Annotated in this window: 20 protein-coding genes; 9 read left to right on the forward strand and 11 right to left on the reverse strand. The window is 73.0% G+C overall.

The features are described 5' to 3' along the window. Window positions 1-154: 154 nt before the first annotated feature. Complete coding sequence (locus tag Pdca_RS25960; protein ID WP_085910952.1) at window positions 155-1,162, forward strand: ROK family transcriptional regulator; 1,008 nt, start codon at window positions 155-157, stop codon at window positions 1,160-1,162. 23 nt (window positions 1,163-1,185) lie between these two features. On the opposite strand, the gene Pdca_RS25965 is transcribed toward Pdca_RS25960, so the two are convergent. Continuing rightward, window positions 1,186-2,202 carry a LacI family DNA-binding transcriptional regulator gene (locus tag Pdca_RS25965; protein ID WP_085910951.1) on the reverse strand — a complete coding sequence of 339 codons (1,017 nt, stop codon included), beginning with the start codon at window positions 2,200-2,202 and terminating at the stop codon, window positions 1,186-1,188. Window positions 2,203-2,351: 149 nt separating this feature from the next. Here Pdca_RS25965 and Pdca_RS25970 point away from each other — a divergent pair, with 149 nt between their 5' ends. The 5 genes from Pdca_RS25970 to Pdca_RS36490 all read left to right on the forward strand — a co-directional run bounded on the left by Pdca_RS25970 (window position 2,352) and on the right by Pdca_RS36490 (window position 10,020). Then, window positions 2,352-3,668, forward strand: a complete 1,317-nt coding sequence (locus Pdca_RS25970) for an ABC transporter substrate-binding protein (protein ID WP_085910950.1) — start codon at window positions 2,352-2,354, stop codon at window positions 3,666-3,668. Next, window positions 3,665-4,561, forward strand: coding sequence for a carbohydrate ABC transporter permease (locus Pdca_RS25975; protein ID WP_085910949.1), 897 nt, complete (start codon window positions 3,665-3,667; stop codon window positions 4,559-4,561). The genes Pdca_RS25970 and Pdca_RS25975 overlap by 4 nt, the downstream gene beginning before the upstream one ends. Then, window positions 4,558-5,469, forward strand: a complete 912-nt coding sequence (locus Pdca_RS25980) for a carbohydrate ABC transporter permease (protein WP_232021204.1) — start codon at window positions 4,558-4,560, stop codon at window positions 5,467-5,469. Before Pdca_RS25975 ends, Pdca_RS25980 begins: the two co-directional genes overlap by 4 nt. 32 nt (window positions 5,470-5,501) lie before the next feature. Further along, the gene (locus tag Pdca_RS25985) at window positions 5,502-7,793 is read left to right on the forward strand and encodes a beta-xylosidase/alpha-l-arabinosidase (RefSeq protein ID WP_085910948.1); all 2,292 of its coding nucleotides are present in this window, start codon (window positions 5,502-5,504) and stop codon (window positions 7,791-7,793) included. Between the two features lie 433 nt (window positions 7,794-8,226). Beyond that, window positions 8,227-10,020 carry a S9 family peptidase gene (locus Pdca_RS36490; protein ID WP_158092048.1) on the forward strand — a complete coding sequence of 598 codons (1,794 nt, stop codon included), beginning with the start codon at window positions 8,227-8,229 and terminating at the stop codon, window positions 10,018-10,020. Here Pdca_RS36490 and Pdca_RS25995 read toward each other — a convergent pair. Beyond that, window positions 10,007-11,524, reverse strand: coding sequence for a serine/threonine-protein kinase (locus Pdca_RS25995; protein WP_085910946.1), 1,518 nt, complete (start codon window positions 11,522-11,524; stop codon window positions 10,007-10,009). The two genes, Pdca_RS36490 and Pdca_RS25995, sit on opposite strands and share 14 nt — an antisense overlap. A gap of 138 nt (window positions 11,525-11,662) precedes the next feature. Beyond that, a complete protein-coding gene (locus Pdca_RS37835; protein WP_307724060.1) occupies window positions 11,663-11,998 on the reverse strand; it encodes a transglycosylase family protein in 336 nt (111 codons plus the stop codon). A gap of 112 nt (window positions 11,999-12,110) precedes the next feature. Here Pdca_RS37835 and Pdca_RS26005 point away from each other — a divergent pair, with 112 nt between their 5' ends. Then, on the forward strand, window positions 12,111-12,515 hold the full coding sequence (locus Pdca_RS26005; RefSeq protein WP_158092047.1) for an ATP-binding protein: 405 nt from the start codon (window positions 12,111-12,113) through the stop codon (window positions 12,513-12,515). Between the two features lie 28 nt (window positions 12,516-12,543). On the opposite strand, the gene Pdca_RS26010 is transcribed toward Pdca_RS26005, so the two are convergent. Genes Pdca_RS26010 through Pdca_RS26020 form a run of 3 tightly spaced genes read right to left on the reverse strand, consistent with a single transcriptional unit; the run spans window position 12,544 to window position 16,984 of the window. Continuing rightward, the gene (locus Pdca_RS26010) at window positions 12,544-13,113 is read right to left on the reverse strand and encodes a hypothetical protein (RefSeq protein WP_174824335.1); all 570 of its coding nucleotides are present in this window, start codon (window positions 13,111-13,113) and stop codon (window positions 12,544-12,546) included. Further along, window positions 13,110-15,839: a tyrosine-type recombinase/integrase gene (locus Pdca_RS37630; protein ID WP_197719826.1), complete on the reverse strand. Its 2,730-nt coding sequence runs from the start codon at window positions 15,837-15,839 to the stop codon at window positions 13,110-13,112. The genes Pdca_RS26010 and Pdca_RS37630 overlap by 4 nt, the downstream gene beginning before the upstream one ends. Further along, complete coding sequence (locus tag Pdca_RS26020) at window positions 15,836-16,984, reverse strand: tyrosine-type recombinase/integrase (protein ID WP_085910944.1); 1,149 nt, start codon at window positions 16,982-16,984, stop codon at window positions 15,836-15,838. Before Pdca_RS26020 ends, Pdca_RS37630 begins: the two co-directional genes overlap by 4 nt. 203 nt (window positions 16,985-17,187) lie before the next feature. Here Pdca_RS26020 and Pdca_RS26025 point away from each other — a divergent pair, with 203 nt between their 5' ends. Continuing rightward, a complete protein-coding gene (locus Pdca_RS26025) occupies window positions 17,188-17,940 on the forward strand; it encodes an ANTAR domain-containing protein (RefSeq protein ID WP_166665858.1) in 753 nt (250 codons plus the stop codon). 294 nt (window positions 17,941-18,234) lie between these two features. Here Pdca_RS26025 and Pdca_RS37635 read toward each other — a convergent pair whose 3' ends face one another. The 3 genes from Pdca_RS37635 to Pdca_RS26040 all read right to left on the reverse strand — a co-directional run bounded on the left by Pdca_RS37635 (window position 18,235) and on the right by Pdca_RS26040 (window position 21,540). Continuing rightward, window positions 18,235-19,371 (reverse strand): transglycosylase family protein, encoded by a 1,137-nt coding sequence (locus tag Pdca_RS37635; protein WP_085910942.1) that lies wholly within the window; start codon window positions 19,369-19,371, stop codon window positions 18,235-18,237. 95 nt (window positions 19,372-19,466) lie between these two features. After that, window positions 19,467-20,873 (reverse strand): aldehyde dehydrogenase family protein, encoded by a 1,407-nt coding sequence (locus Pdca_RS26035; protein WP_085910941.1) that lies wholly within the window; start codon window positions 20,871-20,873, stop codon window positions 19,467-19,469. Window positions 20,874-20,913: 40 nt separating this feature from the next. Then, complete coding sequence (locus tag Pdca_RS26040; protein ID WP_085911005.1) at window positions 20,914-21,540, reverse strand: mycothiol-dependent nitroreductase Rv2466c family protein; 627 nt, start codon at window positions 21,538-21,540, stop codon at window positions 20,914-20,916. Window positions 21,541-21,646: 106 nt separating this feature from the next. On the opposite strand from Pdca_RS26040, the gene pepN reads away from it, so the two are divergent. Beyond that, window positions 21,647-24,256: an aminopeptidase N gene (pepN, locus tag Pdca_RS26045; protein WP_085910940.1), complete on the forward strand. Its 2,610-nt coding sequence runs from the start codon at window positions 21,647-21,649 to the stop codon at window positions 24,254-24,256. 39 nt (window positions 24,257-24,295) lie between these two features. Here the strand turns inward: pepN and Pdca_RS26050 are convergent, their stop codons facing one another. Together Pdca_RS26050 and Pdca_RS26055 are read right to left on the reverse strand one after the other, a co-directional pair. Then, a complete protein-coding gene (locus Pdca_RS26050; protein ID WP_085910939.1) occupies window positions 24,296-24,673 on the reverse strand; it encodes a hypothetical protein in 378 nt (125 codons plus the stop codon). 159 nt (window positions 24,674-24,832) lie between these two features. Further along, entirely contained in the window at window positions 24,833-26,398 is a 1,566-nt protein-coding gene (locus Pdca_RS26055; RefSeq protein ID WP_085910938.1) for a sensor histidine kinase, read from the reverse strand. Between the last annotated feature and the right edge of the window lie 130 nt (window positions 26,399-26,528).

The following is a 26,528-nucleotide window of genomic DNA, read 5'->3' on the forward strand; positions in this document are numbered from 1 at the left end:
GGCCGGCGGCGGTGCCGGCGGGAGATGTCTAGCCGCGCCGTGGCCTCCGCCACTAGCATTTGTTCATTGCCCGTACGAACTCACCGGGGAGGCCGTCATCGTCGCGAACGGCCGGATCGCCGCGGGTGACCTGCGCAGACACCATCTGGGACTGGTGCTGGGCACGGTCGTCCGGAACGCACCGATCACCCGCGCCGCGGTCGCGGCGCAGACCGGGCTGACCCGCTCGACGGTGTCCGGGCTGACCGCCGACCTGATCGAGGGCGGCCTGGTGCGCGACATCGGGACCGGTCCGGAGACCGGCACCGGGCGCCCCGGGCAGCGCCTGGTGCCCGACCCGGCCGGGCCGGTCGGGATCGGCCTGCAGGTCGAGACCGACGGCGTCGGCGGCTGCCTGGTCGATCTGGCCGGACACGCCGGGGCCCGCCGGTGGCGGCGGGCGGATCTCGACGGGGCCGGTCCGGCCGCCGTCGCGGCCGCGCTGGGCCCGGTGCTGGGCGAGCTGCTGCTCGCCGCGGCGGCCGGGGACCGGCCCGCCGCCGGGATCGTCGTCGGCCTGCCAGGACCGCCCGGCGCACCCGGCGCGGAGATCGGCGCGCTGCTCGCCGCCGAGGCGGACGCCGTGGGTGCCGGCGGGATCGGACTGTCGGTCCGGTGCGGGGTGCCGCTGGCCGCCGGGGCCGAGCCGGTCGGGGCCGGGGTGTCGGTCTTCGTCGGCGGGCGCTCGGAGACCGGAGTGGTGCTGCTGCACGACGGGCGGGCCGGCGACGGCGACGCCGCCACCCGGTTCGGTCATCTCCCGGTGCGGGGCGGCCGGAGCCGGTGCCACTGCGGCCGGCAGGGGTGCGTGACCGCCGAGGCCCGCCCGACCCGTGCCGGCCTCGGCGGCGATCAGGAGCTGCGCCGGGCCGGGCGGGCACTGGGCCGGGCGCTGGCCGGGTTCGCCGCGCCGCTGGATCCGGCACAGGTCGTGCTGGGCGGGCGGTTCAGCACCGCCGACGACGCGTTCGTCGCGGCGGTGGCGGGCGAGCTCGCCCGGCACGGGATCGGTCCGGACCGGTTGTGCCGCTCCGCACTCGGCCCGGACGCGGTGATGCGCGGCGCCGGCGCCACCGCGGTCGCCGCGCTGGTCGCGGACCCGGGCCGGTGGCTCGCCGACTGAGCGACCGGCCGCACCCCGGCCGGTCAGGCCTTCGGCGCCGCCGTGCTCGTCCGGACCACCAGGTCGGTGGCCAGCTCCAGGCGCGGAGCGGTCCCGTCGGCCTCGGTCCGCGGTTCCTGCACGGCCAGCCGCACCGCCTCCGCGGCCATCCGGGCCAGTGGCTGGCGGACCGTGGTCAACGCCGGGCTCAGGTACTCGCAGAGCGCGATGTCGTCGAACCCGGCGACGCTCAGGTCGTCGGGAATCCGCAGGCCGCGCCGCGCCGCTTCCTGGTAGACGCCGACCGCCTGCATGTCGGATCCGGCGAAGATCGCGGTCGGCGGGTCGGCGAGATCGAGCAGATCGACCGCGCCGCGGTGCCCACCGCCGACCAGGAAGTCGCCGTAGCGGATCAGGTCCTCGTCGACCGCGATGTCGGCCCGGCGCAACGCCGCACGGTAGCCGTCGACCCGCTGCTGGCTGCTGGAGAGCCGGGGCGGGCCGGAGACGATCCCGATCCGCCGGTGGCCCAGCGAGAGCAGGTGCTCGACGGCACTCAGCCCACCCGCCCAGTTGGTCGCACCGACCGTCGCGAACGACGGGTCGTCGCCGCCGACCGGGTCGAGCAGCACCACCGGGACGTCCAGCGCGACCAGGGTGGCCGCGGTGTCCGGGTCCTGGTCGCCGACCACCACGACGACGCCGTCGGTGCCCCGACCGGCGATCCGGTCCAGCCAGGCCCGCGAGCCCGGCTCGTCGTTCTGCGAGGTGTTGAGCACGACCTGGCGGTCGGTGCGCCGGGCCTCGACCTCGGCACCGCGCAGCACCTCCATCGCCCAGAACGAGTCGAGCCGGTCCAGCACCACGTCGACCAGCCCGGTCCGGCGCCGGGGCGCCGAGGCGCCGCGCCTGCGGTAGCCGCTCTCGGCCATCACCTGCTGCACCCGTTCCCGGGTCGCGACGGCGACGTCGGCCCGCCCGTTGAGGACCTTGGAGACGGTCGGGACCGACACGCCTGCCTGCTCCGCGACCTCGGCGATCGTCACACGGCTGCGATTCACAGCGCGACGGTATCGAAACTTTCAGTCGAAGTCCCGGGTGAAACGCGGCACTTCCCCTCCTTGACGACAGGTTCCTTGAGGCCTAACTTGCGTCCAGCGCCTTCGCAAGTCTCGGAAACTTTCGATCGGCCCCGCTCGAAGGAGAGCTCATGTCGACCTCGTCACGCGTACGCAGGACCCTCGTCGCTGCCGCACTCGCCACCGGACTCGCGGTCACCGCGGCCTGTGGCACCGCCGGCCCCCAGGAAGCCGGAGGAGGTGATGAGCTCCGGCTCTGGACCCTGCAGAACGAGGGCATCAACACCGTCCAGCAGGCGGCCGTCGACGGCTTCAACGCCGAAGGTGGCCCGCAGATCGAGCTGACCACCTACCTGAACGACCCGTACAAGTCCGCGCTGCAGACCGCGATCGGTTCGCCGAACGGGCCGGACATCTTCTACAACTGGGGCGGCGGGAACCTGAAGGGCTACGTCGACGCCGGCCAGGTCGCCGACCTGACCGCCGCGCTCGATGCGGACCCGGAGGTCAAGGAGACCTTCATCCCGCAGGTCCTGGAGACCGGCACGATCGACGGCAAGGTCACCGGCATCCCGATGCAGGGCGTCCAGCCGCTGTCGTTCTTCTACAACAAGGACGCCTTCGCCGAGGCCGGCGTCACCGAGTTCCCGACCACCTGGACCGGCTTCCTGGAGGCCGTGGACCAGCTCAAGGCCGCGGGCATCCAGCCGATCGCGCTGGCCGGCGCGCAGACCTGGACCTCGATGATGTACCCCGAGTACTTCCTCGACCGGATCGGTGGCCCGGAGAAGTTCCAGGCCATCGCCGACGGCGAGCCCGGCGCCTGGCGCGACCCGGCCGTCATCGAGTCGATGCGGATGGTCCAGGACCTGGTCGACCGGGAGGCGTTCGGCACGAACTTCACCGCCGTCGACTACGACAACCAGGCCTCCCAGGCACTGCTGACCAGCGGCCGGGCCGGTATGGAGCTGATGGGCTCCTGGCAGGTCACCAGCCTGAACGACAACTTCCCCGACTTCCTGGAGCAGGACAAGCTGGGCTGGGCGCCGTTCCCGGCGATCGAGGGCGGCGCGGGCGACCCGGCCAACGTGATCGGGAACCCGTCGAACTACTACTCGGTCAGCGCGGGCTCCGCGAACGTCGAGGCCGCCACCGAGTTCCTGATGAACGGGATGACCAGCCCCGAGTACGTGCAGGGCATGTTGGAGAAGGGCCAGGTCCCGGCCCTCACCGGGATCGAGGACCAGGTGGCCTCGACCGGGCCGTTCGCCGACTTCAACACCTACACCTACGAGCAGACCAAGGCCGCGCCGACCTTCGTGCAGTCCTGGGACCAGGCGCTGCCCGCCGCCGAGGCGCAGACCATGCTCACCAACCTGTCGAAGGTCTTCACCAAGGAGTTCACCCCGGAGCAGTTCGCCGACGCGATGGACACGGCGAGCCGGTGAGCAGTGCCACCGCGGTACGGGCGGGGCGGCCCGGATTCGTCTGGGTCGCCCCCGCCCTGACCTTCTTCGGGCTGTTCGCGCTGCTGCCCATGGTCGTGGTGGTGTACCTCAGCTTCACCGCCTACGACGGCCTGAACCCACCACAGTGGGTGGGCCTGGAGAACTGGACCCGGCTCGGGGCCGATCCGCTGTTCATCGAGACGCTGCGGCTGTCGTTCCTGCTGACGGCCGCGTCCTGGGTGCTGCAGACCGCGGTGGCGCTGCCGCTCGGGGTCTGGCTGGCCCGGCGCGGCCGGTCCCGCGCGCTGCTCGCCGCGATCTTCTTCATCCCGCTGCTGATGTCCAGCGCCGCCATCGCCGTGCTGTGGGGCACCCTGCTCGACCCGAACTTCGGGCTCGCCTCGGTGCTCGGCCCGCTGGTCGGGATCGACGACGGCAACATCATCGGGGACAGCCGGTACGCCTTCGCCGCGGTGATCCTGGTGATCGGCTGGCAGTACATGCCGTTCCACACGCTGCTCTACCAGGCCGCGGCCCGGGCGATCCCGGTGCAGCTCTACGAGGCGGCCCGGATCGACGGGGCCGGCCGCTGGCGCACCTTCCGGTCGATCACCGTCCCGCAGCTGCGGGACACGATCATCACCTCCGGGGTGCTGATCGTCGTCGGTTCGATGACCACCTTCGAGGTGGTCCTGATCCTCACCGGCGGCGGGCCCGGCACGTCGACCCGGATCCTGCCGCTGCACATGTACCTCGAGGGGTTCCGGAGCTTCGACATGGGCTACGCGAGCGCGCTGGCGGTGGTGCTCCTGGTGATCGGGACGGCGCTGTCGCTGTTCATCGCGCGGGTCACCGGTTACCGCAAGATGGCGAGCCAGCGGGAGGGGATGTGACCTCCGTGTCCACCGCCACCACCCCGACCGCCCCGGCCGGGCCGGACCGCACCACCGGCACCCCCGATCCGCCGCCCCGCCGCGGACGGCTGCGGCGCGGGTTCAACTGGCTGGGCGGGCTCGGCGCGGGCGTCTGGTTCGTGCTGGTCGCCGTGCCGCTGTACTTCCTGTTCGTCACCAGCCTCCGGTCGTCGTCGGAGTACCTGACCGACGGCCCGCTCGCGGTGCCCTCCGGACTGACGTTCGAGAACTACGTCGACGTCCTGACCTCGAACTTCCCGCGCTACTTCCTGAACAACGTGATCGTCGCGGCGGCCTGCGTCGCGATCGTGCTGCTGCTGGCGCTGCCCGCGGCGTACGCGATCGTGCGCAGCCGCAACCGCTCGGTCGCCCGGGCGTTCTCGGTGATGCTGCTCGGCCTGGCCGTCCCGGCGCAGGCCGTGATCGTCCCGCTCTACCTGATGGTCACCCAGCTGCGGCTCTACGACACCCTGCTGGCGATCATCCTGCCGACCGCGGCGTTCGCGCTGCCGCTGGCGGTGGTGGTGCTGACCTCCAGCCTGCGCGACATCCCGAACGAGCTGTTCGAGGCGGCCGTCCTGGACGGCGCCGGACCGGCCCGCACCCTGGTCTCGCTGGTGCTGCCGCTGGCCCGGCCCGGACTCGCCACGATCGGCATCTTCACCGCGCTGCAGGCCTGGAACGGGTTCCTGTTCCCGCTCGTCCTGACCCAGGACGCGTCGGTCCGGGTGCTCACCCTGGGCCTGTGGGACTACCAGGGCCAGTACGGCACGAACGTCCCGCTGATCACCGCGGCGGTGCTGCTGTCGCTGCTCCCGCTGCTGGTCGTGTACCTGCTCGGCCGCCGCTACCTGCTGGCCGGCCTGACCGCCGGCGCCGGCCGCTGACCGGCCGGCCGGCCGCAACCCGAAAGGACTCCATGGGCACCGAGGTGACCGACCTGATCGCGCGGATGACGCTCGAGGAGAAGCTGGCCCAGCTCGTCGGGCTGTGGGAGGGACGCGACCACTCACCCGGCGAGAGCGACGGCGACACCGCCGTCGCACCGATGCAGGACAGCATGCAGGGCGAGCACGCCGCGTTCGAGCAGTACGCCCGGCACGGCCTCGGCCAGCTCACCCGGGTGTTCGGGACGGCGCCGGTGAAGTCCGCCGACGGCCTCGCGCACCTTGCGGAGCGGCAGCGCTGGCTCACCTCGTCGACCCGGCTCGGCATCCCGGCGCTGGTGCACGAGGAGTGCCTGACCGGGCTGGCGGCGTGGCGGGCGACGACGTTCCCGGCGCCACCGTCGTGGGGGGCGTCGTTCGATCCGGAGCTGGTCGCCGAGACCGCGGCCGCGATCGGCGACACGATGGCCCGGCTCGGTGTCCACCAGGGCCTCGCCCCGGTGCTCGACGTCGTCCGCGACGTCCGCTGGGGCCGGGTGGAGGAGTGCATCGGCGAGGACCCGTACCTGGTCGGCACCGTCGGCGGCGCCTACGTGCGCGGCCTGCAGTCCGCGGGGGTCGTCGCCACTCTCAAGCACTTCGCCGGCTACTCGAACTCGCGCGCCGGCCGCAACCTCGCACCGGTGCACGCCGGACCGCGGGAAATGGCCGAGGTGCTGCTGCCGCCGTTCGAGACCGCGCTGCTCGACGCCGGCGCCGGGTCGGTGATGAACTCCTACGCCGAGATCGACGGTGTGCCGGTCGCCGCCGACGCGGGCCTGCTCACCGAGCTGCTGCGGGAACGCTGGGGATTCACCGGCACGGTGGTCGCCGACTACTTCTCGGTGGCGTTCCTGCACACCCTGCACGGCGTCGCGGACGGCATCGGATCGGCGGCCGCGCAGGCGCTGACCGCGGGCATCGACGTCGAGCTGCCCACCGGCACCGGCTATCTGGAGCCGCTCGCCGAGCGGGTCCGCTCCGGGGAGGTGCCCGAGGAGGTCGTGGACCGCGCGGTGCGCCGGGTGCTGGAGCAGAAGCAGCGGCTCGGCCTGCTCGATCCGGGCTTCGCCGACACGCTGCCCACCGGCGAGGTCGATCTCGATCCGCCGGGGCACCGGGCGCTGGCCGCCCGGCTCGCCGAGGAGTCGGTGATCCTGCTCGGCAACGACGGCGTGCTCCCGTTCGGCGACGGCGCCGGGCGGATCGCCGTGCTCGGCCCGAACGCCGACGATCCGGCCGCCCTGATGGGCTGTTACAGCTTCGCCAACCACGTGCTGCCGCACCATCCGGGCGTCGAGCTGGGGCTGGACGTGCCGACCGTGCTGGACGCGCTGCGCGGTGAGCTGCCCGGCGCGCGGATCACCCACGCCCGCGGCTGCGACGTCGACACCGACGACACCTCCGGGTTCGCCGGCGCGGTCGCCGCCGCGCGGGACGCCGACGTCGCCGTCGTCGTGGTCGGTGACCGGGCCGGGCTGTTCGGCCGCGGCACCTCCGGCGAGGGCTGCGACACCGACACCCTGGAGCTGCCCGGCGTGCAGCGCCGGTTCGTGGAGGAGGTGCTCGGCACCGGGACGCCGGTGGTGCTGGTGCTGCTCGTCGGACGGCCCTACGTGCTGGACCGCGAGCTGGAGCGCTGCGCCGCGGTGGTGCAGGCGTTCTTCCCCGGTCAGGAGGGCGCCGGGGCGGTCGCCGGGGTGCTGTCCGGCCGGGTCAACCCGTCCGGCCGGCTGCCGATCGGCCTGCCGCGTTCGGCGGGCGCCCAGCCCTACAGCTATCTGCACCCCCGGCTCGGCGCGGCGAGCTCGGTGACCGCGGTCGACACCGCGCCGGTCCGCCCGTTCGGCTTCGGCCTGAGCTACACCGAGTTCACCCACTCCGATCTGCGGGTGCTCGACGACCGGGTGCCCACCGGCGGCTCCTTCACCGTCAGCTGCCTGGTCCGCAACGACGGCGACCGCGCGGGCGCCGACGTCGTGCAGCTCTACGGCAGCGACGTCGTCGCCTCGGTGACCCGCCCGGTCGTCGTCCTGCTCGGCTACGCGCGGGTCGAGCTGGAGCCGGGCGCGACCGCCGAGGTGCGCTTCGACGTGCCCACCCACCGGGTGTCGCTGCACGACCGGGCGATGCGCCGGGTCGTCGAGCCCGGCACGATCGAGCTGTTCATCGGCACCTCCTGCGCCGATCCGGTGCTGCGGTCCGCGGTGGAGCTCACCGGGCCGGTGCACGAGATCGGGCTCGCCGACCGGCGGCAGGTCGACGTCGAGGTGCGGCTCCGGTAGCCCGGCGACGTTCACACCCCGGAAACGTCCGGGGTCTTGCGGCCGTCGCCGGACGGACGTGAGGTTGACCGATGTCCCCTCCACCACGAACGCCGTCGGCGCAGCTGCGCCGGCGGCGTTCGTGCTGTGCGTCCCGGCTTCCGGGAGCGACCCGGCCGGGAGGTACGTTCCGTTGCCGGTCATCCGGTCCCGGCGGCTTCCCGGACCGGGGCCCGGGGCGCGATGATCTCCGTGCGGATCGTGCCGCAGGCGCACCGACGCGCCCGGCGAGCCGCCGCAGGAGGACAGCAGCGGATCAACAGAGCCGGATCAGCAGGGCCGGATCAGCAGCCAGGAACGGAGGTCGGGATCGATGGAGGGCACACGAACCGCAGCAGCGCCCGCGGAATCCGCCGTTCCCACGGCCTCCGCCGCCCCGGGGCACCACTCCCCCGTGGTGTCCCCCGACGGGACCCGGCTGGCCTGGATCTCCGACCACACCGGGCGGCCGCGGCTGCACGTCGCACCGATGCCGGCGCACGGCCCGATCGACCCGGACACGGCGACCGTGCTCGAGGCCACCGGCATCGGCGGCCCGCATCCGGACGTCACCGCGCTGGCCTGGTCCCCGGACGGCGGCCGGATCGCCGTCCAGATCGCGCCGTCGGGCGGTGACCGCACCCGGGTCGCGCTGATCGATCCGGACGGCGGGCCCCCGGTCGAGATCGCCCCGGCGGCGGTCGCGGTCGTGCTCGGCGCCTGGGCCCCGACGGGGCGCCGGCTCGGCGTCACCGTCCTCTCCGACGCAGGTGACCCGGACTCCGAGGGTTACGGCTCCGGCACCGCCTGCCTGGTCGACGTGGGGGACGGTTCGTCGGTGGTGCTCGGGACCGGGCAGGCCACCGTCGTCCAGGCGATCTCCGCGGACGGCAGGCGGGTGGTCCTGCGCACCGGCCGGCGCGGCGAGCGCGGGCTGGAGCTGGTGGACCTGCGCACCGGCGCCCGGGACCAGCTGATCGGCGGCCCGGGCGGCGCGCTGAACGCGACCGCGCGGTTCGGCGCGGCGCCCGGCACGCTGTGGGTGCACACCGACGCCGACCGGGAGCACTCGGCGCTGCTCGCCGTCGCGCTCGGCCAGGCGGGCGACGAGCTGATCGCCCCGGCCCGGCCGGTCGCCGTGCGGCCCGGCGCCGATCTCGACGTGGTCGCGCTCGATCCGGGCGGTGCCCGGGCCGCGCTGGTGTGGAACTCCGGCGGGCGCAGCGAGATCGAGATCGCCGACCTGCGCGGCGGCCGTCCGCAGCGGGTGCTGGTGCCCTGCGACGTGGTCACGAACGTGAGCTTCGCCCGCGACGACACGTCGCTGCTGGTCGCCGGGCACGCCCCGGGGATCCCGCCGCACGTCGTCCGGGTCCCGATCCGGGGCGGCGCGGCCACCCCGCTGCTCGGGGGGACACCGGTCGCGCCGGTCACCCCGCAGCCCGAGCGGATCATGTTCCCGGCCGAGGACGGGCTGCGCCTCGGCGGCTGGCTGCACCGGCCGTCGTCGCCGAACGGGATCGGCCTGCTGTGGCTGCACGGCGGCCCGGAGGCCGAGGAACGGCCGGGCTGGGCGCCGCTGCTGCACGAGCTGGTCGCCACCGGCGTCACCGTCCTGACCCCGAACGTGCGCGGCTCCTCGGGCCGGGGCCGCACCTTCGCCCGCCTCGACGACGGCATGCTGCGGCCGTCGTCGATCACCGACGTCCGGGCCGCGACCCGGCTGCTCTCCGGGATACCGGACGTCGATCCCGCGCGCGTCGTCGTCGCCGGGCGGTCCTACGGCGGGTTCCTGGCACTCGCCGCGATGGCCCGCTTCCCGGAGCTCTACACCGGCGGGATCGACGTCTGCGGCATCACCGACCTGACCGCGTTCTACGCCGAGACCGAACCGTGGATCGCCGGGCCGGCCCGCACCGAGTACGGCGACCCGCGCACCGACCGCGCCCTGCTCGACGAGCTGTCCCCGCTGCGCCGCGCGGACCGGATCGGCGCGCCGCTGCTCGTGGTGCACGGCGACCACGACACGAACGTGCCGCTCGGGCAGGCTCTCGCGATCCATGCCGCGCTGCAGGCCCGCGGCGCACCGGTGGAGCTGCTGCGGATGGCCGACGAGGGGCACGAGGTGCTCGACCGGAACACCCGCGCCGCGACCAACGGCCGGATCGTCCGGTGGGTGGCCGAGGTGGCCGGCGTCAGGCCTGGCTGAACGACTGCAGGACCTCGTTGCCCTGCGCGTCGGTGCCGACCACGAACCGGTAGTTCTCCCGGGACTCGGTGCCGTTCGTGCGGAGGAACACCACGGTCGCGGTGACCGTGTTCGGCCCGGCGTTGCGCAGGTTCTCCGCGTAGACGGTGCGCATGCCGCTGTAGAACTCCCGGTAGCTCTCGATCCCCTGCGACTGGGACTGCGCCTCCGGGCTGAGCCGGGCGAACGCGCCGTCGATGTCGCCGGGCAGCATCCGGTAGTAGTTCTGCACGAACGCCACCGGGTCGCCCACCTGGGCGCCGGGGGTCGGTGTCGGTGACTCACTCGTGGTGGGCGGCGGCGACGAGGTCGGCGGCGCACTGCTCGGCGGCGGAGCCTGCGAGGTCGGCGCGGCGACCGGCGGCGGCTGGTCCGGCTGCTGGGTGGTGAGTACACCGAACGCCACCCCGCCACCGACGACGAGCAGCGCGGCCAGCACACCCAGGACGATCGGCAGCCGCTTGCGCCGCTCACCCGCAGCGGCACCGCGGCGGGCACCGGCACCGGGGATCACCTGCGGTGCCGGGACCGCGGGGGCGTCGATCACGGTGCCACCGGCCTGCTCGGCGGCGACGTCGTCGCCGGAGTCCATCATCGCGGCCGCGCTCGCGGGCGTGGCCAGCCCGGCGACCGACTGCCCGGCCGCGATCCGGGCCAGCGCGTCCCGGGCCTGCGGGGCACTGGGGCGCTCGGTCGGGTCGTTGGACAGCAGCCGCATCAGCAGCGCGGTCAGCGGCCCGGCCTGGCCGGGCGGGGAGATCGCGCCGGTCGCGACCTTGTGCAGCAGCGCGTAGGCGTTGTCGTCCAGGCCGAACGGCGGCTCACCCTCGACCGAGGCGTAGAGCGTGGCGCCGAGCGCGAAGACGTCCGACGCGGCGGTCGGCTCCTGGCCGCGGGCGACCTCGGGGGCGAGGAACGCGGGGGTACCCGCGATCACCCCGGTCCGGGTCAGCTGCACGTCGTCGACGGCCCGGGAGACGCCGAAGTCGGTGATCTTGGCGCGGCCGTCCTCGGCGATCAGGACGTTGCCCGGCTTGATGTCCCGGTGCACGACGCCCGCGGTGTGCGCGGCGGCCAGCCCGTCGGCGACCTGGCGGCCGATCGCGGCCGCCTCGCGCGGGCTCATCGGCCCCTTCTCCGCCAGCACCGCGGCCAGCGAGCGGGACGGCAGGTACTCCATGACCAGCCACGGCCGCTCGTCGTGCACCACGACGTCGAACATGCTGATCACGTGCGCGTGCTGGAGCCGGGCACCGATCCGGCCCTCGCGCAGGATCCGCTGGCGGGACTCCTCGAGCTGCTCGGCCGACGGCAGCGCGGCGGCGAGGAGCTCCTTGACCGCCACCGTCCGGTTCAGGAGCTCATCCGTACCACGCCACACTGCACCCATCGCACCGGCACCGACCCGCTCGTCGAGCCGGTAGCGGTTCCCGATCCGGTGGGTCTCGGGGGTGGGCGAGCTCATGGGGTCCAAGGGTAGGGAATCGGACCGGGACGGCGACCACCAGGGCACCCGCCCCGGGCATCCGGTCGGAGGATCACCGACCCTACGCGTTGACCGGTCGCGCTTCCACGGATCGAGTGTCACGCCACCGTGTGCCGGTCAGCGCGGAAGATCGAGCTTCCGGGCGCACGCCGGCCACGATCCGTAACCGCCGCGGGTGTCCCGGACCTTGGCCGCGATCTCGATCTGCTGCTCCCGGGTGGCGCCGTCGGCGGTCGGGGCGTAGCGGGTGCCACCGAACTCCCGCCAGGTCGCCGGCTTATCTGGATCTTGGGACCATCTTGCCTGGTCAGCGCTGTGAGCCGATGCGAGGCATCTCAGGCATTGGGCAGCGTGTTGGCGTGACGGTCGCTGGTGGATCGCTTCGACCAGGGCAGGAGCGAGCTGGTGGGGGCGCGCTGGCGCGTGTGAGTCCGGCAGAGCTGGTTTGGGCACTCCAGTCGGTGAAACCGAGTTCAAGCGCTCGATGCCGTCGCTTCCCAGTTTGTGTATGCGGGATCGGGCGCGGACGGGATTCGTGATGTGCCAGAACTTGATGACGTGTGCGGTGACGGTGCCGGTCGCGCCGCGGTCCGTTCCGCTCGCGCGGACGCATTTCCGGGAGTGGCTGGAGTTTTTGGGGTGGCCGCAGGCCGGCAGCGACGACGTGTTGTTGGTGGTCAACGAAGCGGTCACGAACGCGGTGGAGCACTCCGGTGATGTGCCGGACAGCGTCGGCGGGGCCGAGCAGATCGTGGAGATCAGCGCGGACGTCGAGGTCACCGGGGTGACGCGGCAGCTGCGGATCCGGGTGCGTGACCGGGGTCGGTGGCGCGAGCCTCCGGCCGATCCGGGATATCGCGGCCATGGGCTGCCGATGATGTTCGAGTTGATGGAGCAGGTGGTCATCCACCGGGGTGAGACCGGTAGCGAGGTCATGTTGTTGACCGCAGCGGTCGAGGTCGTGCCCTGAGCGACGGGCGCTGGCTGGGGGCTGGTGGTCATGGCTGCTCCAGGTTCTGGTCGCGGATCATGCGGCGCAGGCTGGTGCGGGAAGCGCCGAGTTCGGTTTCCAGGGCGGTGACCCGGGCGCGGAGCGCCTGGTTGTCGGCGTAGGCGCGGGCGAGGTCGTCGGTGATCCGCTGGTTGTGGTGGGTGAGTTCCTCGACGCGGGTGTGCAGGTCGGCGGTGGCCAGGGTGTCCAGGTCGCGGCCGAGCTGGCGGCGTAGGTGCTCGCGGAGCTGGTCGCGGTCGGCGCGCAGCTCGCCGAGTTCGTCACGGGCCAAGGCAAGGTCGGTGCGCAGGCTGGCTTCGCTGGGGCGCAGCCCGGCGCGCCGCTCCTGCTCGGGCCGGAGTTGGTGGCGTTGTTGGGCGGCGGTGATGTGTTCGCGGACGCCGTCGGCATAGACGAGCCAGGTCGAGACCTGCGCGGCGCGGGCGACGGCGGCGAAGCTGATCGGGTCCCCGGCCTGTTCGAGTTCGGCGATCGCGTCGCGGACGCGGGCGCGTTTGGTGGCGCTGTCGCGGCGGCGGGCTGCGCGCAGCACCTGCCCTGGCTCGGGCGCGTTCATCGCGGGGTTCCCATCTGGGCACTGCCGCCGTGCTCGGGCAGAGCGCCGGCGCTGTTGCCGGTCCCGTCGGTGCCGTCGTCCGGGCTGTCGTTGGTCGGGTCGATGACGGTGAGTGGGAGTGCGGTGCCGGCGCGAATGCGGCGCAGCAGGGTGCTGGCGTGTTCGATCTCGGCGCGTTCGTCGTCGTCGAGGTCGGCCAGGCGGGTGCGCATGGTGGCCGCGACGGCTTCGTAGGCGGTGATCTCCTCGCCCATGGCGGTGGTGACGTAGTCGGCGGCGCCGAGGGCCTGGGCGGTCTCGTGTTCGGCGCGCAGCTCGTTGAGATGTTGTTCGATCGCGGTCAGGTAGGAGGGGTCGGGCCGGTAGAACCCGCAGCCGGCGCATTGGAACCGGATCGGGCAGGCCTTCCCGCCGGCTTTGACGTTGGACGGTTCGGTGCAGCCGCCGTAGGGGACCGCGACCGAACGCAGCTCGTAGGCCCCGGCCGAACATGGGCTCGGGGTGCCGGTGCGGTCGATGACCTGGGCGGCCAGGGTGCTGACCGCGGCGCGGCGCCGGGCCAGGCTCACGGTGTAGTAGCCCTGGGTGGTCTGGATGGAGTTGTGGTCCATCAACTCGGCCAGCACGTCGACCGGGGTGCCGGCGTCGGCGTGACGTTGGGCGTAGGAGTGGCGGAACGCGTAGGGATAGATCCGGGCCCGGTCGAACGGGCGCCGGTTCCCGCGCGGGTCGAGGCCCTCGTCGAACAGCTCGGGTAGCGCGTGGACCCAGCGGCGGACCCCGAGCCAGAGGCTGTGGGTGGGGAAATGCTCGTCGCGGGTGCCCGCACTCAGCGCCGGGAACAGGAACCCTTCACTGCCGGCAGGCAGGCCGGTCAGCTGGTCGCGGCGGACCTGCCAGTCCCGGATGATCTGCGCGGTGGCGGCGGTGATCGGCAGCCGGCGCCGACGGCGCCGGGCCTTGCGGTTGTGCCAGAGCAGCGAGACCTCGTCACCGCGCTGCTCCAGGCAGTTGCGGGGCAGCCCGGCGATCTCGTTCGGGCGCCGCCCGGTGTCACGCAGCAGCAGATAACAGGTGCGGTAAAGCGCCGCCAGGTCCTCGCCGTGCAGCTGGGAGCTGCCCGGGACCGAAACTCCGGGAGCGGGGCGGCCGATCCGCTGCAGATGGGCGTCGAGTTGGGCGATGACCGGTTCGGGGATGGCTTTGCCCAGTTCGCCCTCATTGGATTCTTCGCGGGGACGGGCGTGAACGTTACGGTCGCGCACGAAAGAGGCGGACAGTTCGTCGCAGAACCCGGCGCGGGCGCCGTAGTCGAGCAGGGCGAACAGCTTCCAGACCCAGTTGCGCGGGGTGGAGGGGCTGTAGGCGCGGCCGTCGGGCTTGCGCTGGGCCCAGATGTGGGCGACCGCGGCGGACATGTCGGGGAAGCGCAGCGCGGCCGGGTCGTGTCCGCCGCCCGGCCGGGCGGCCAGGGCCTGGGAGGCGAACCGGACGGCCTTGAGGGTCTGGGTGAACGCCGAGCTGTTCGGGTGATCGTTGCTGGTCCAGCCGGCCAGCAGTTGGCGCAGCCAGATCTGTTCGATGCTGGCCAGGTCCGCGGTCCCGCCGTTCTTGCGCCGGCGGGTGGCGGTGTAGTCCGAGCGGACACCGATCAGCCGTAGATCCACCAGACCCTGGGCGGCGCGGTCGATCCCGCAGAACTCGTCGAACCCGGCGCGGGCCGCCCCGGCCAGCTCCGCGAGCAGCCCGCGCCGCTGTGCGGCGGTGCCGCGCCGCCCACTCGCCGCCGGCGGGATCGCGTCCTCGATGTCGTCGGCGAGCAGGGTCGAGGCCCCGGACTCGCCGAGCGCGCGCACGATCGCCCGCATCGTCGAGGGGTTCAGCACCCGCCCGATCCGATCGCGGCGGTCCAGGGCGACCAGCATCTCCCAGCGCAGCAGCTCAGGCAGCGGTAGCAGGGAGAACTGATGCGCGCGCAGGAACGGGGTCTGACCGGCCGCCCATCCCACCGGGTCCGGGTCGGCGGAGCAGGCAGTGGAGGCGCTGGAGACAGGGGCGGCAGCCGCTGCGGCCAGGTCACGGCGCCAGAGCCGCCAGTGGTAGTCACACACGCCGTGGGCGTTCATCGCCGCCACCGCGCAGCCCCCGACCAGACAGGCCGGAGGCGGGTCGGTGAACGGGACCGGGATCTGTTCCACCCAGGACTCCAGGGCCAGCCGCGGCCCGGGATGCTGCTTGTTCCGGTAGTTGTTCCATTGGCTGTTGTGGCGTGAGCACAGCCCCCGCGAGAACGCTGGGACCACGCATCGCAGCCCGTCGCGCCGGACCTGGCAGTCGGCGCGGACGACGTTGATCTGCGCCGGAACCGGTCGGTAGGTGGCCGCGAAGGTGTCCGGGTCCAGGCCCGACTCGGTGTGGGCGACCGTGCAGCCGCGGCAGAACCGGCCGCGGGCCGGTGTGATCAGGATCGTGCAGGCCGTGGTGCGACAGCGCTGGGCAGCGGTGGCCGGGTTGTCCGGGTCCCCGGTGAACAGCCACCACCGTGGCACCCACTCATCGGCCCGCCAGTCCGGATCCACCTGCTCGGCCAGCCACGCCCGCCAGCCCGGCGCCTCGCGGTCGAACCCCGCCCGCGCGGTAGCAGGCTCACCTGTCCCCGCGCCGGTGAACCCGGCGCGGTTCGCCGCGGCGGTCGCGGTCGTGGTTGAGGTTGTGGGGGCGGTCATCGGGTGGCCGCCGTGGTCGCGGCGACGCGCTCGACCGCGTCGCGGGTGGCTCGGGCGTCGACGTGCAGATACGGCTGCATCGACGACGGCGACACGTGCCCGAGCAGGTGCTGAACCACGTCGCGGTCCACTCCTGCGGCGAGCCAGCGAGTGGCCGCGGTGTGGCGGAACAGGTGCGGACGCACCCGGAACCCGGCCGCTGCGGAGAGACGTTCGAACATTTCGTGCACCGCCGGATAGCGCATTGCCCGCCCCAGCGGCGCCCGGAACAAGTTCACCAGCACCATGTCGGTCTCGCCGGCCTCGGCGACCCTGTCGCGTTCGCGGCGGTAGTCGGTGTAGGCCGCGACCAGGTCCGCGGTCACCGGGATCACCCGCGGGTAGCGGGACTTGGCCAGCGCCCCGTTGGCGTTGTCCGCGCGGCGGCGCACGTGGATGTGGGGGCCGCTGATCTCACAGCCCAGCCCGGTCGAGGTGGCCAGCAGGTGCATGTCTTCGCGCCGCAGCCCCAACGCCTCGCCGATCCGAACCCCGGTGCAGGCCAGCAACGCGATCAAGAACCGGTCCCGGGCCCGCCCGGTCAAGGTTTGGAGCTGGCGGATCTGGGCGTCGGAGAGCACCTCGACACCGGGCTCGACGGTGCGGAACCGCAACGTCGCCCGGGTGACCGGGCGCCACTGGCCCGCCTCACCCGGGTCGAAGCCCGGCGGTGACACCGACTGCCAGCTCGTCGGCCCGACCAGCACCGACACCGTCTGATCGGGCACCCAGCCCTGGGTGGCGCCGAAGCGCAGGAACCCGGCCACCGAGGTCAGCACCGCGTTCGCCGTGCCCGGTGCGCGCAGTCGTGCTCGCCCGCCGCGCCGTCGCGGTGGGGCCGGCTCGGACACCAGCCAGTCCTGAAATCCGCGCAGTCCGAGAAACCCCGGCTGCGACCAGGGCAGCCCGCGGGTGGCGCAGTAGGACAGATACTGCGCCACCCGCCCGGCATAGAGGCGTTCGGTGTTCACCGACAACCCCCGCGCCCGCAGCCCAGCCAGGAAGGCTGTGGCCTCCACATGCAGCTCATAAGCGTCGTCGACCACGACCCACGACGACGTCCCCGACGACGCGATAGCGCGCTCAGCGCGAAAGGCACTCTCCATTCACCGACGCTAGGAGCAGCGCCGCCGAACCCCCGGATACTGATCGACGACGCGTCTGGGTGATGCCCGCGCTGCCCTCGCAGGCCGATGCCGCTCAGCCCACCGCGCGCTACGGTCCAGTGACGCGCCCGGTCGCTCGAGGGCAACAGCTCGTCGAACAGACCGAACTGACCACGCGCTGCCGAACGAGCACAAGGGGACCTATGCAGTCGGGCGACGTCGAACAGATCACTGCTGCGCTGCGGGCCAACGCCGACCAGCTCACGTCCACGAAGGTCGGGGCCGACGAGCTCGAGGAACGCTTCGCGCAGATCACCGCCAGCCTGGTGGCCACGGTCCCCGGCGCCAAGTGGGCCTGCTTGACCATCGCCGGCCCAGGCGGGCTCGAGTGCCACGCCCCGACCGACGACCGGCTCCGGGCCATCGCCGACCTGATGGTCACACTCGGCCACGGCCCCTGGATCGACGCGATCAGCGTCGGAACCACCGAGGAGATCGTGGTCGGTGACCTGGCCCGAGCACACGAGCGCTGGCCGCAGTTCGGGCCGCGGGTGGCCGCCGAGTACGGCATGGCCAGCGTGCTGTGCCATGCCATGGCACCTGCCGACCGGCCGACCGGCGCGATCAGCGTGTGGTCCGACGAGATCGACGCGTTCGCCGACCCGGTGTCGCGCACGATCATGGACGCGTTCGCGGCCCAGGCCGCGGTTGCGGTCTACGGTGCCCAACAGGCCGCGCACCTGACCAACGCCCTCGCCTCCCGAGACGTGATTGGGCGCGCCAAAGGCATCCTCATGGAACGCTTCGGCCTCACCGATGCCACCGCGTTCGCCCTGCTCGTGCGCTCCTCCCAGGACGGCAACGTCAAGCTTCACGACATCGCCGAATGGCTGTCCACCGAGGTCGCCACCCGCGGCCCCGGAGCCGGCGACCTCCCCGCCATCTGGACTCGGTGACCCAAGCCGCGCATCACGTCGCGAGATTCGGACGGCCGCGGCTACGCCGCGCCGCGCCGAACCCCTGCTCAGTCCTCGGCCGACCGGCTCCGCCCGCCGCGCCGGCGAGCCACCGCAGCGGTTACGGTCGGTGTAGGTCGGCCCGCCGTGCCCGGGTACCGCGGCCCACCGAGGTTCGGACCGGTTGATCAAACACAGCCGGCCCGGACCGCCCCCCATACCGATGCCATCGCACAGCCACGTCTCGGACCCAGCCACCCCGACCGTGCCAGCGAGCTCCCGGATACTCATCGGTCACGCGCCCCCATCCAATAAGAACCGAAGATGCCTGAGCGCCTCGCTGACCCCTAGATAAGGCTCGTCGAACTGGAGGCCTCCGTAGTAGCCGTTGCCGGTCGAGATCGACCAGTCGCCGGAGGACTCGCAGCGGGCGAGCTGGTCCCAGGCGGGTTCGGAGGACGCTTCGGGGGCGGGTGCTGCCGGGGCCTGCGGTTCCTGCTCGGTGTCCTCGGCGGCGTCCGGGTTGCCGGGTCCCGGTTCGGGGGCTGGGTCCGAGACGTTGCGGTCGGGGGCTGCGTCTCCCGGGTCGGTGCGATCGGAATCCTTGCGGTCGGAATCCTTGCGGTCGGAGTCGGTGCGGCCTGGGTTCTTCGAGTCGGAGCTGTCCGGTTTCCCCTGGTCCGGGGTGCTGCGCCCGGGTGCCGACCGGCTGCGCTGGTCGGCGTCCTCATCCTCGGCCTCGGCCCGCTCGTCGTCCGACCGTCCGGGGGGCCCGCCGGCGCGGAACTCCCGGCCGTCCGGCTCGCTGCCCGAGGCAGGGGCGTCCCCGGCGCGTTCCTGCGTGCCCCGCCGTTCCGGCCGGCTCTCCTGCTGGATCCGGTCTCCCACCGCCCCGTCGCCGGATCGGGCGGCCCCCTGGCCGGATCCGCTCGCCGCGCCGGCGCGCACCGCCTCCGACACGAACTCGGCGATCGCACCCGCATCGGGCATCGGGTACCCCGCGGCCGCGTCGTCGACCACCAGTACCCAGGCCGTGCCGCCGTCGGGGATCGGGAACCTGGCCATCCCGGTGCTCTCGAGCGTCTCGAGCTCCATGGTCCGGCCGGTCGCCGGCTCGACCCACCACGGGCGGGCCGCATCACCCTCGAGCAGGTCCAGATCGAGCACCACGTCGCTGCCCGCCGGGGTGTGCCCCAGCAGGTAGGAGCCGTCCTCGGCGGTCGCGACGTCGACCCGGCGATCCACCGACGCCGCCCGGACGGTGAGCGCCCCGTCCCCGTACGGGCTGAGCGACGCCCGGGCCCGGCCCTCCCCCGGGCCGGGACCCGTCACCGTCCCCACCGCCACCTGCGCGCCGGTCAACGCACCGACCACCAGCAACACGGTTCCGAGCACCGACGCCGACCGATGCCGCTCCCACCAGGTGTCCACGGCGGGGCACCCTGCCGATCCGCGTTTCCCGGCACGGCCGATCCACGGATCCGGTTCGCGATCGCACCCGCACGATCACCGCCGTGCCCGCCCCGTCAGCGCTGGATGGACTTGGTCTCCAGGAACTCCTCCAGCCCGAACCGGCCCAGCTCGCGACCGTTCCCGGACTGCTTGTACCCACCGAACGGCGCCAGGATGTTGAACGCCCCACCGTTGACGTCGACCTGCCCGGTCCGCAGCTTCCGGGCGACGGCGAGCGCGTGCTCCTGCTCCCCGAAGACCGCACCCGCCAGTCCGTACACCGTGCTGTTCGCGATCTCGACGGCCTGCTCCTCGTCGGCGTACGGGATCACCGACAGCACCGGGCCGAAGATCTCCTCCTGCGCGACGACCGCATCCGGCTCGACGTCGGCGAAGATCGTCGGCCGCACGTAGGCGCCGTCCAGGCCCTCGACCGACCCGGGGCCGCCGAACACGACCCGGGCCCCGTCGGCGACGCCGCGCTCGACGTAGGAGCGCACCCGCTCCTGCTGCGCGGTCGAGGACATCGGCCCGATCCGGGTCGAGGGATCGGTCGGGTCGCCGACGGTGTAGCGCTCGGCCGCGGCGACCAGCTGGTCCAGGATCTCCTCCTGGCGCGCGGCCGGGACCAGCATCCGGGTCCACGCGGTGCAGGTCTGACCTCCGTTGATCCAGGCGTTTCCGAGGCCGACCTTGACCGCCTTCCCCAGGTCTGCGTCGTCGAGGATCACGTTCGCCGACTTCCCGCCGAGCTCCAGTGCGACCCGCTTGACGGTGTCCGACGCGACCACCGACACCCGCTTGCCGGCCCGGGTGGAGCCGGTGAACGACACCATGTCGACGCCGGGGTGCGCCGCGATCGCCTCGCCGACGACCGGGCCGGTGCCGTGCACGACGTTGAACGCCCCGTCCGGCAGCCCGGCCGCCACGGTGATCTCCGCGAGGATCTGCGCGGTCAGCGGCGCCACCTCGGTCGGCTTGAGCACCACCGTGTTGCCCGCGAGCAGCGCCGGGGCGACCTTCGCGACGATCTGGTGCAGCGGGTAGTTCCACGGCGTGATCGCGCCGACCACCCCGACCGGCTCCCGGACCACCAGCGAGTTGCCGATCTCCTCGGTCCAGGCGAAGTCCGCGGCCAACGCCGCGAACGCCGCCGAGGAGCCGACCGGCATCGCGACCTGCACCTTCTGCGAGAAGGTGATCGGCGATCCCATCTCGGCGGTGATCGACGCCGCGATCTCGCCGGCCCGCTCCCGGATCCCGTCGGAGATGCGCTGCACCACCGCCGCGCGCTCGGGCACCGGAGTCGAGGCCCAGCCGGGGAACGCGGCACGGGCGGCGGCGACGGCGCGGTCGACGTCCTGCGCGGTGCCCGCCGGCACGGATCCGACGACCGCACCGGTCGCCGGATCCGTCACGTCGATCCGCTCGGCGCCGCCCGGTGTCCCGGTGCCGCCGATGAAGTGCTGCAGAGTGCTCATGCCCTGATCGTCACACGCCGGAGCCCGCTCGGCAGCCGGCTCAGTAGTCGAACGACGGGTCCTCGGTCCGGGTCCGCTTCAGCTCGAAGAAGTACGGGTTCTCGGCCAGCAGCCGGGCCCCGTCGAACAGCCGGCCTGCGTCCTCCCCCTTCGGCACCCGGGAGATGACGGGACCGAAGAACGCGGCGCCGTCGACGTGGATGGTGGGGGTACCGACGTCCAGCCCGACCGGGTCCATGCCCTCGTGGTGGCTGATCTTGAGCTTCTCGTCCCAGTCGGTGCTGTGCGCGGCCTCGGCCAGCGACGCCGGCAGCTCCAGCTCCTTGAGCGCCCCGGCGATCACGTCGTCGAAGTCCTTGTTCTGCTGGTTGTGGATCCGCTCGCCGAGCGCGGTGTACAGCGGGGCCAGCACCTGCGCACCGTGCTGCTCGGCAGCGGCGATGCAGACCCGCACCGGGCCCCAGGCCTTGCGCATCGCGTCCGCGTACTGCTCGGGGAGCTCGCGCCCCTCGTTCAGCACCGCGAGGCTCATCACGTGCCAGGTCACGTCGACCTCGCGGACCTTCTCCACCTCCAGCACCCAGCGGGAGGTCAGCCAGGCCCACGGACACAGCGGATCGAACCAGACGTCGACCCGGGCACGTCCGTCAGCAGCAGCAGTCGTCATGTCCGACGCAACGACGCCCGGCGACCGGAGATTCCGCGGGCCGCCCATCGGGGCACGTGATTGGATGCCCAGCGACACCGATCCAGGAGAGGACCCGAGTACCTCCATGACCCCGCCCAACCTGACCCGCACCGAGGCCGAGCAGCGCGCGGCGCAGATCGCGGTGTCGACCTACGACATCACGATCGACCTCACCGACGGCGCGGGCGCACCGTCGGAGCGGACGTTCGCGGTCACCACCACCGTCCGCTTCACCGCCACCGAGCCCGGTGGGAGCACCTGGATCGAGTGGGTGGGCGAGGGCATCACCTCCGCCGAGCTGAACGGCACCGCCCTGGACGTCGCCGGCTGGACCGAGTCCGACGGCCTCGCGCTGCCCGGCCTGGCCGCCGACAACGAACTGACGATCGTCTCGACCGGTCTCTACACCAACACCGGCGAGGGCCTGCACCGCTTCGTCGACCCGGTCGACCAGGCCGTCTACCTCTACTCCCAGTTCGAGACGGCGGACTGCAAGCGCATGTTCCCCTGTTTCGACCAGCCCGATCTCAAGGCGCGCTACACGCTCACCGTCACCGCGCCGCAGGACTGGAAGGTCATCTCGAACGCGCCGGGCACGGTCGAGACGACCGGCACCGGTGCCGTGCACACCTTCGAGCAGACCGAGATCCTCTCCACCTACCTGGTGGCGCTGATCGCCGGACCGTACGGGAGCTGGCACGACACCTACCGCGACGAGTCCGGTGAGGTCCCGCTCGGCATCTTCTGCCGCGCATCGCTGGCCCCGCACATGGACCACGAGCGGATCTTCACCGAGACCAAGCAGGGCTTCGAGTTCTACCACCGCAGCTTCGGCCTGGCCTATCCGTTCGGCAAGTACGACCAGCTCTTCGTGCCGGAGTTCAACGCGGGCGCGATGGAGAACGCGGGCGCGGTCACCTTCCTGGAGGACTACGTCTTCCGGTCCCGGGTCACCCGCACGCTCTACGAGCGGCGCGCCGAGACGATCCTGCACGAGATGGCGCACATGTGGTTCGGCGACCTCGTGACCATGCGCTGGTGGGACGACCTCTGGCTGAACGAGTCGTTCGCGACCTGGGCGAGCGTGCTCTGCCAGGCCGAGGCAACCGAGTACACCGGCGCCTGGACGACGTTCGCGAACCTGGAGAAGTCCTGGGCCTACCGGCAGGACCAGCTGCCCTCCACGCACCCGGTGGCCGCGGACATCCCGGACCTGCAGGCCGTCGAGGTCAACTTCGACGGCATCACCTACGCCAAGGGCGCGTCGGTGCTCAAGCAGCTCGTCGCCTACGTCGGGCTGGAGCCGTTCCTGGCCGGGCTGCGCGACTACTTCGCCGCGCACGCCTGGGGCAACGCGACGTTCGACGATCTGCTGGGCTCGCTGGAGTCCGCGTCCGGCCGGGACCTGTCCGACTGGGGCACGCAGTGGCTGCGCACCACCGGCCTGAACATGCTGCGGCCCTCGTTCCGGGTCGACGAGGCCGGCAGGTTCACCAGCTTCGACGTGGTGCAGGGCGGCGCCCGGCCCGGCGCCGGTGAGCTGCGCACGCACCGGATCGCCGTCGGCGTGTACGACGACGACCCGGCGACCGGCAAGCTCGTCCGGACCCAGCGGGTGGAGCTCGACATCTCCGGCGAGCGCACCGCGGTGCCCGAGCTGGTCGGGCTGCCCCGCGGCAAGCTGGTGCTGGTCAACGACGACGACCTGACCTACTGCGCGCTGCGCCTGGACCCGGGTTCGCTTGCGACCCTGGTGGACCGGATCGGCGACATCGCGGACTCGCTGCCGCGCACGCTGTGCTGGTCCTCGGCGTGGGAGATGACCCGCGAAGCCGAGCTGAAGGCCCGCGACTTCGTCACCCTGGTCGCCGGTGGCTTCGACACCGAGGCCGAGATCGGCGTCGCGGCGCGGCTGGTGCTGCAGGCCCAGACCGCGACGGCGTCGTACTGCGACCCGGAGTGGGCCGCCGAGCGGGGCTGGCCGTTGCTGACCGACGCGCTGCGGTTCCGGCTGGACACCGCTCCCGCGGGATCGGACGTCCAGCTCGCGGTGGTCAACGCGCTCACCGCGTCGGTGCTGCCGGAGAACACCCTGGACGCGCTGAAGGGCTGGCTGCTCGACGTCCGGGTTCCGGACGGCCTGACCGTGGACACCGACCTGCGCTGGCGCCTGCTGCACGCGCTGGTCGCACACGGGAAGGCCGGCGAGACCGAGATCGCCGAGGAGGAGCAGCGCGACCCGACCTCGACCGGTGCCCGGCACGCCGAGCGGGCCCGTGCACTGGTGCCGACGGCGGAGGCCAAGGAGCGGGCCTGGCAGCGCGCCGTGCACGACGACACGCTGCCGAACGCGGTCAACGAGTCGATCATCGCCGGCTTCTCGCACCCGGCCCAGCGGGGCCTGCTGGGTGACTACGTCGAGCGCTACTTCGCCGAGATCGACGGCGTCTGGGCGCGTCGCACCTCGGAGCTGGCGCAGAACGTGGTCATCGGCCTGTTCCCGTCCTGGGCGGTGGACCGGACGACCGTCGACGCGGCGGACCGCTGGCTCGCCGACGAGGCCAAGCCGGCCGCGCTGCGCCGCCTGGTCTCGGAGGGGCGGGCCGGGATCGTCCGCGCGCTCGCCGCGCGCGAGTTCGACGCCCAGCCGACCCCGTCCACCCCGGACCAGGCGACCGCCGTCGAGCAGCCGTAGCCGGCCACCAGCGGCGGCCCCGGGGCCGCCGCCGGTCGGTCAGCCGCGCCGGCGGCGCAGCAGCCGGCGGATCGGGTTCACCGGCCGGTCGTCGCCGTCGAGCCGGAACGAGCCGCAGGCACGCGCACCACAGGCGCCGCAGTCGGTGCCGGAGCGGTAGTGCTCGTGCATCTCCTCCGGGTGCCCACAGGCACACAGGCGCACTCCCGCCTGCACCGGCCGCGACGGCGTGCCGGGCCCGGCGGGGGCGGGGATCCGCTGGGCCGGGATCCGCGGCGGGGCCGTCGGCTCGACCGCGGGCAGACCGGTCGGCGGTGTGAGGACCGCTGCCGAGGGGGTCGTGGAGTGCGACGTCGACCGGCGTCCGTTCGGCCGCGTGCCGGCTGCGCTGTCCGCGCCGTCGTTCGAGTGCGCCATGGTGACCTCCTTCGTACGGACGGCGGCCCGTGCGTCGTCGCTCGGGGAGCACCGTCGAGGATCAGTATGCGATCACAACGGGCTTCTGGGGAATGACTGTCCGCGTCGAAGTAGCGCTCGGTGGGCTGACCTGCGGGCGTGATCGGCCGATCGCCCCGATCAGGTGACGGCCGGAAGGGTGAGCACGGCGACGCAGCCCCGCGGGTCGTGCGCCGTCCGGAGTACCAGCTCGCCGCCGTACTCCTGCGCCAGCTGGGCGCTGATGTGCAGCCCGAGGCCGGATCCGCCGGCGTTCTCGTCGTGCACCCCGCGGGTGATCACCAGCTCGTCCTGCCCGTCCGGGAGTCCTGGCCCCTCGTCGCGGACCTCGACCGTCACGAACCCCGGCTCGTCGGCATTGCGTCCCCGCACCTCGACCGGCGAGCCGTGCGCGTGCCGGTCGCAGTTGGCGAGCAGGTTGGTGACGACCTGGCGGGTGACCGTGTCCGGCGCCGCGACGACCGGGAGGCCCTCCTCGACGGCCAGGCTGATCGGCAGCTCGCTGCGCAGGCTCACCAGCTGACGCAGGACGACGTCGACCCGGTGCGAGTCGGCGGGCTCGGCCGGCCCCGCGGCCGCCGGGCCGAACCGGGGACCGAGATCGAGCAGCGCGGCGTCCCGTTCGTCGATCATCGGATCGGCGGCGGGATCCGGGCGGTCCTCGACGTGCGCCGTCACCGGGTTCTCCAGCATCTCGCGCAGCCGGCCGAGCTCGGACAGCACCGCGTCGCGCAGCTGACCGGTCTGCGGGTCGCCGCTGCCGTGCGAGAGCAGGTAGGCGGCGCCGGCGAGACCGGCCAGGCCGTTGCGCAGCTCGTGGTCGCGCTCCGCGGCCTGACCGGCCGCCCGCTCCAGCAGCAGGGTGGCGTCGCCGAGGGTCTCCTGGAGACGGTCGTAGTCGTCCTGCAGCCGGCTCACCGCACGCAGTGCCATCGCGAGCAGCGCGGACAGCACCACGGCCATGCCGAGGATCCGCAGCGACGGGTAGGCGAGGCCGGTGGCCGGCTCGGACGGGACGACCGTGCGGTAGAGCTGGGACACCGCGATCACCAGCAGCCCGAGGCCGAGCCGGGCCCGGACACGGCTCTGCCGCCGGTAGCCGTCGAGCAGGAACAGCACCGCGACCGTCGCCCAGCCGGCCTGCGCGACGAGCGAGGTCAGCGGGCTGCCGGCGAGCAGCGTGGTGAACCGGCTCTCCTCCTGCAGCGCGACCGTGCCGCCGACGGCGAGCGCGACCGCGATCAGTGCCCAGCCACCCCAGGCACCGAGCCGGGCGGGCGGGCGCAGCGCCGCGATCAGGATGCAGAGCCCGATCACGAGCATCGACAGCACCGCGAGCCGGGCGACACCGTCCGGGTTGTTCTGTACGACCAGCGCCGACATCGGCAGCAGCACGACGGCGTAGAGCAGCAGCGCCGCCCCGAACCAGGACGGCCGCGGATCGCCGGTGAGCCGGCCGGTCACCAGTGCGACGATCGCGGCGGCCGACCCGAACGCCGCCGCGACCAGGGTCAGGACGGCGGTCGCGATCCCGACGTCGATCCGGCCGTCGACCACCTGGGGGCGGGTGACCGCCACCACGACGACGCACAACGTGACGACGACGAGGAGATCCGCGAGGTGCCCTGCGACGAACCGCGCGCGGCGGTGCCGCCCGAGGACACCGCTGAAGCTGCCGGCCGCCACGTTACGCTCCGTATCCCCCAGATTGATGAAAGGTCAATGATATGACGCCGGTGACACATGGCGAGAGGGGGTCACCCTGGCGGACGAACGGCGTCATGGACCGGGAGCGTACGGTCGATCACGTTCGGTT

Source organism: Pseudonocardia autotrophica (assembly GCF_003945385.1).
GTDB lineage: Bacteria > Actinomycetota > Actinomycetes > Mycobacteriales > Pseudonocardiaceae > Pseudonocardia > Pseudonocardia autotrophica.

Bases quoted from the DNA above. Each gene is read 5' to 3' on its own strand.
- Pdca_RS26020 (WP_085910944.1), bottom strand. From the start codon at position 16,984: ATGGAGAGTGCCTTTCGCGCTGAGCGCGCTATCGCGTCGTCGGGGACG.
- Pdca_RS26050 (WP_085910939.1), bottom strand. From the start codon at position 24,673: ATGGCGCACTCGAACGACGGCGCGGACAGCGCAGCCGGCACGCGGCCG.
- Pdca_RS37630 (WP_197719826.1), bottom strand. From the start codon at position 15,839: ATGACCGCCCCCACAACCTCAACCACGACCGCGACCGCCGCGGCGAAC.
- Pdca_RS25995 (WP_085910946.1), bottom strand. From the start codon at position 11,524: ATGAGCTCGCCCACCCCCGAGACCCACCGGATCGGGAACCGCTACCGG.
- pepN (WP_085910940.1), top strand. From the start codon at position 21,647: ATGACCCCGCCCAACCTGACCCGCACCGAGGCCGAGCAGCGCGCGGCG.
- Pdca_RS26040 (WP_085911005.1), bottom strand. From the start codon at position 21,540: ATGACGACTGCTGCTGCTGACGGACGTGCCCGGGTCGACGTCTGGTTC.
- Pdca_RS26035 (WP_085910941.1), bottom strand. From the start codon at position 20,873: ATGAGCACTCTGCAGCACTTCATCGGCGGCACCGGGACACCGGGCGGC.
- Pdca_RS26025 (WP_166665858.1), top strand. From the start codon at position 17,188: ATGCAGTCGGGCGACGTCGAACAGATCACTGCTGCGCTGCGGGCCAAC.
- Pdca_RS25970 (WP_085910950.1), top strand. From the start codon at position 2,352: ATGTCGACCTCGTCACGCGTACGCAGGACCCTCGTCGCTGCCGCACTC.
- Pdca_RS25985 (WP_085910948.1), top strand. From the start codon at position 5,502: ATGGGCACCGAGGTGACCGACCTGATCGCGCGGATGACGCTCGAGGAG.
- Pdca_RS26010 (WP_174824335.1), bottom strand. From the start codon at position 13,113: ATGAACGCGCCCGAGCCAGGGCAGGTGCTGCGCGCAGCCCGCCGCCGC.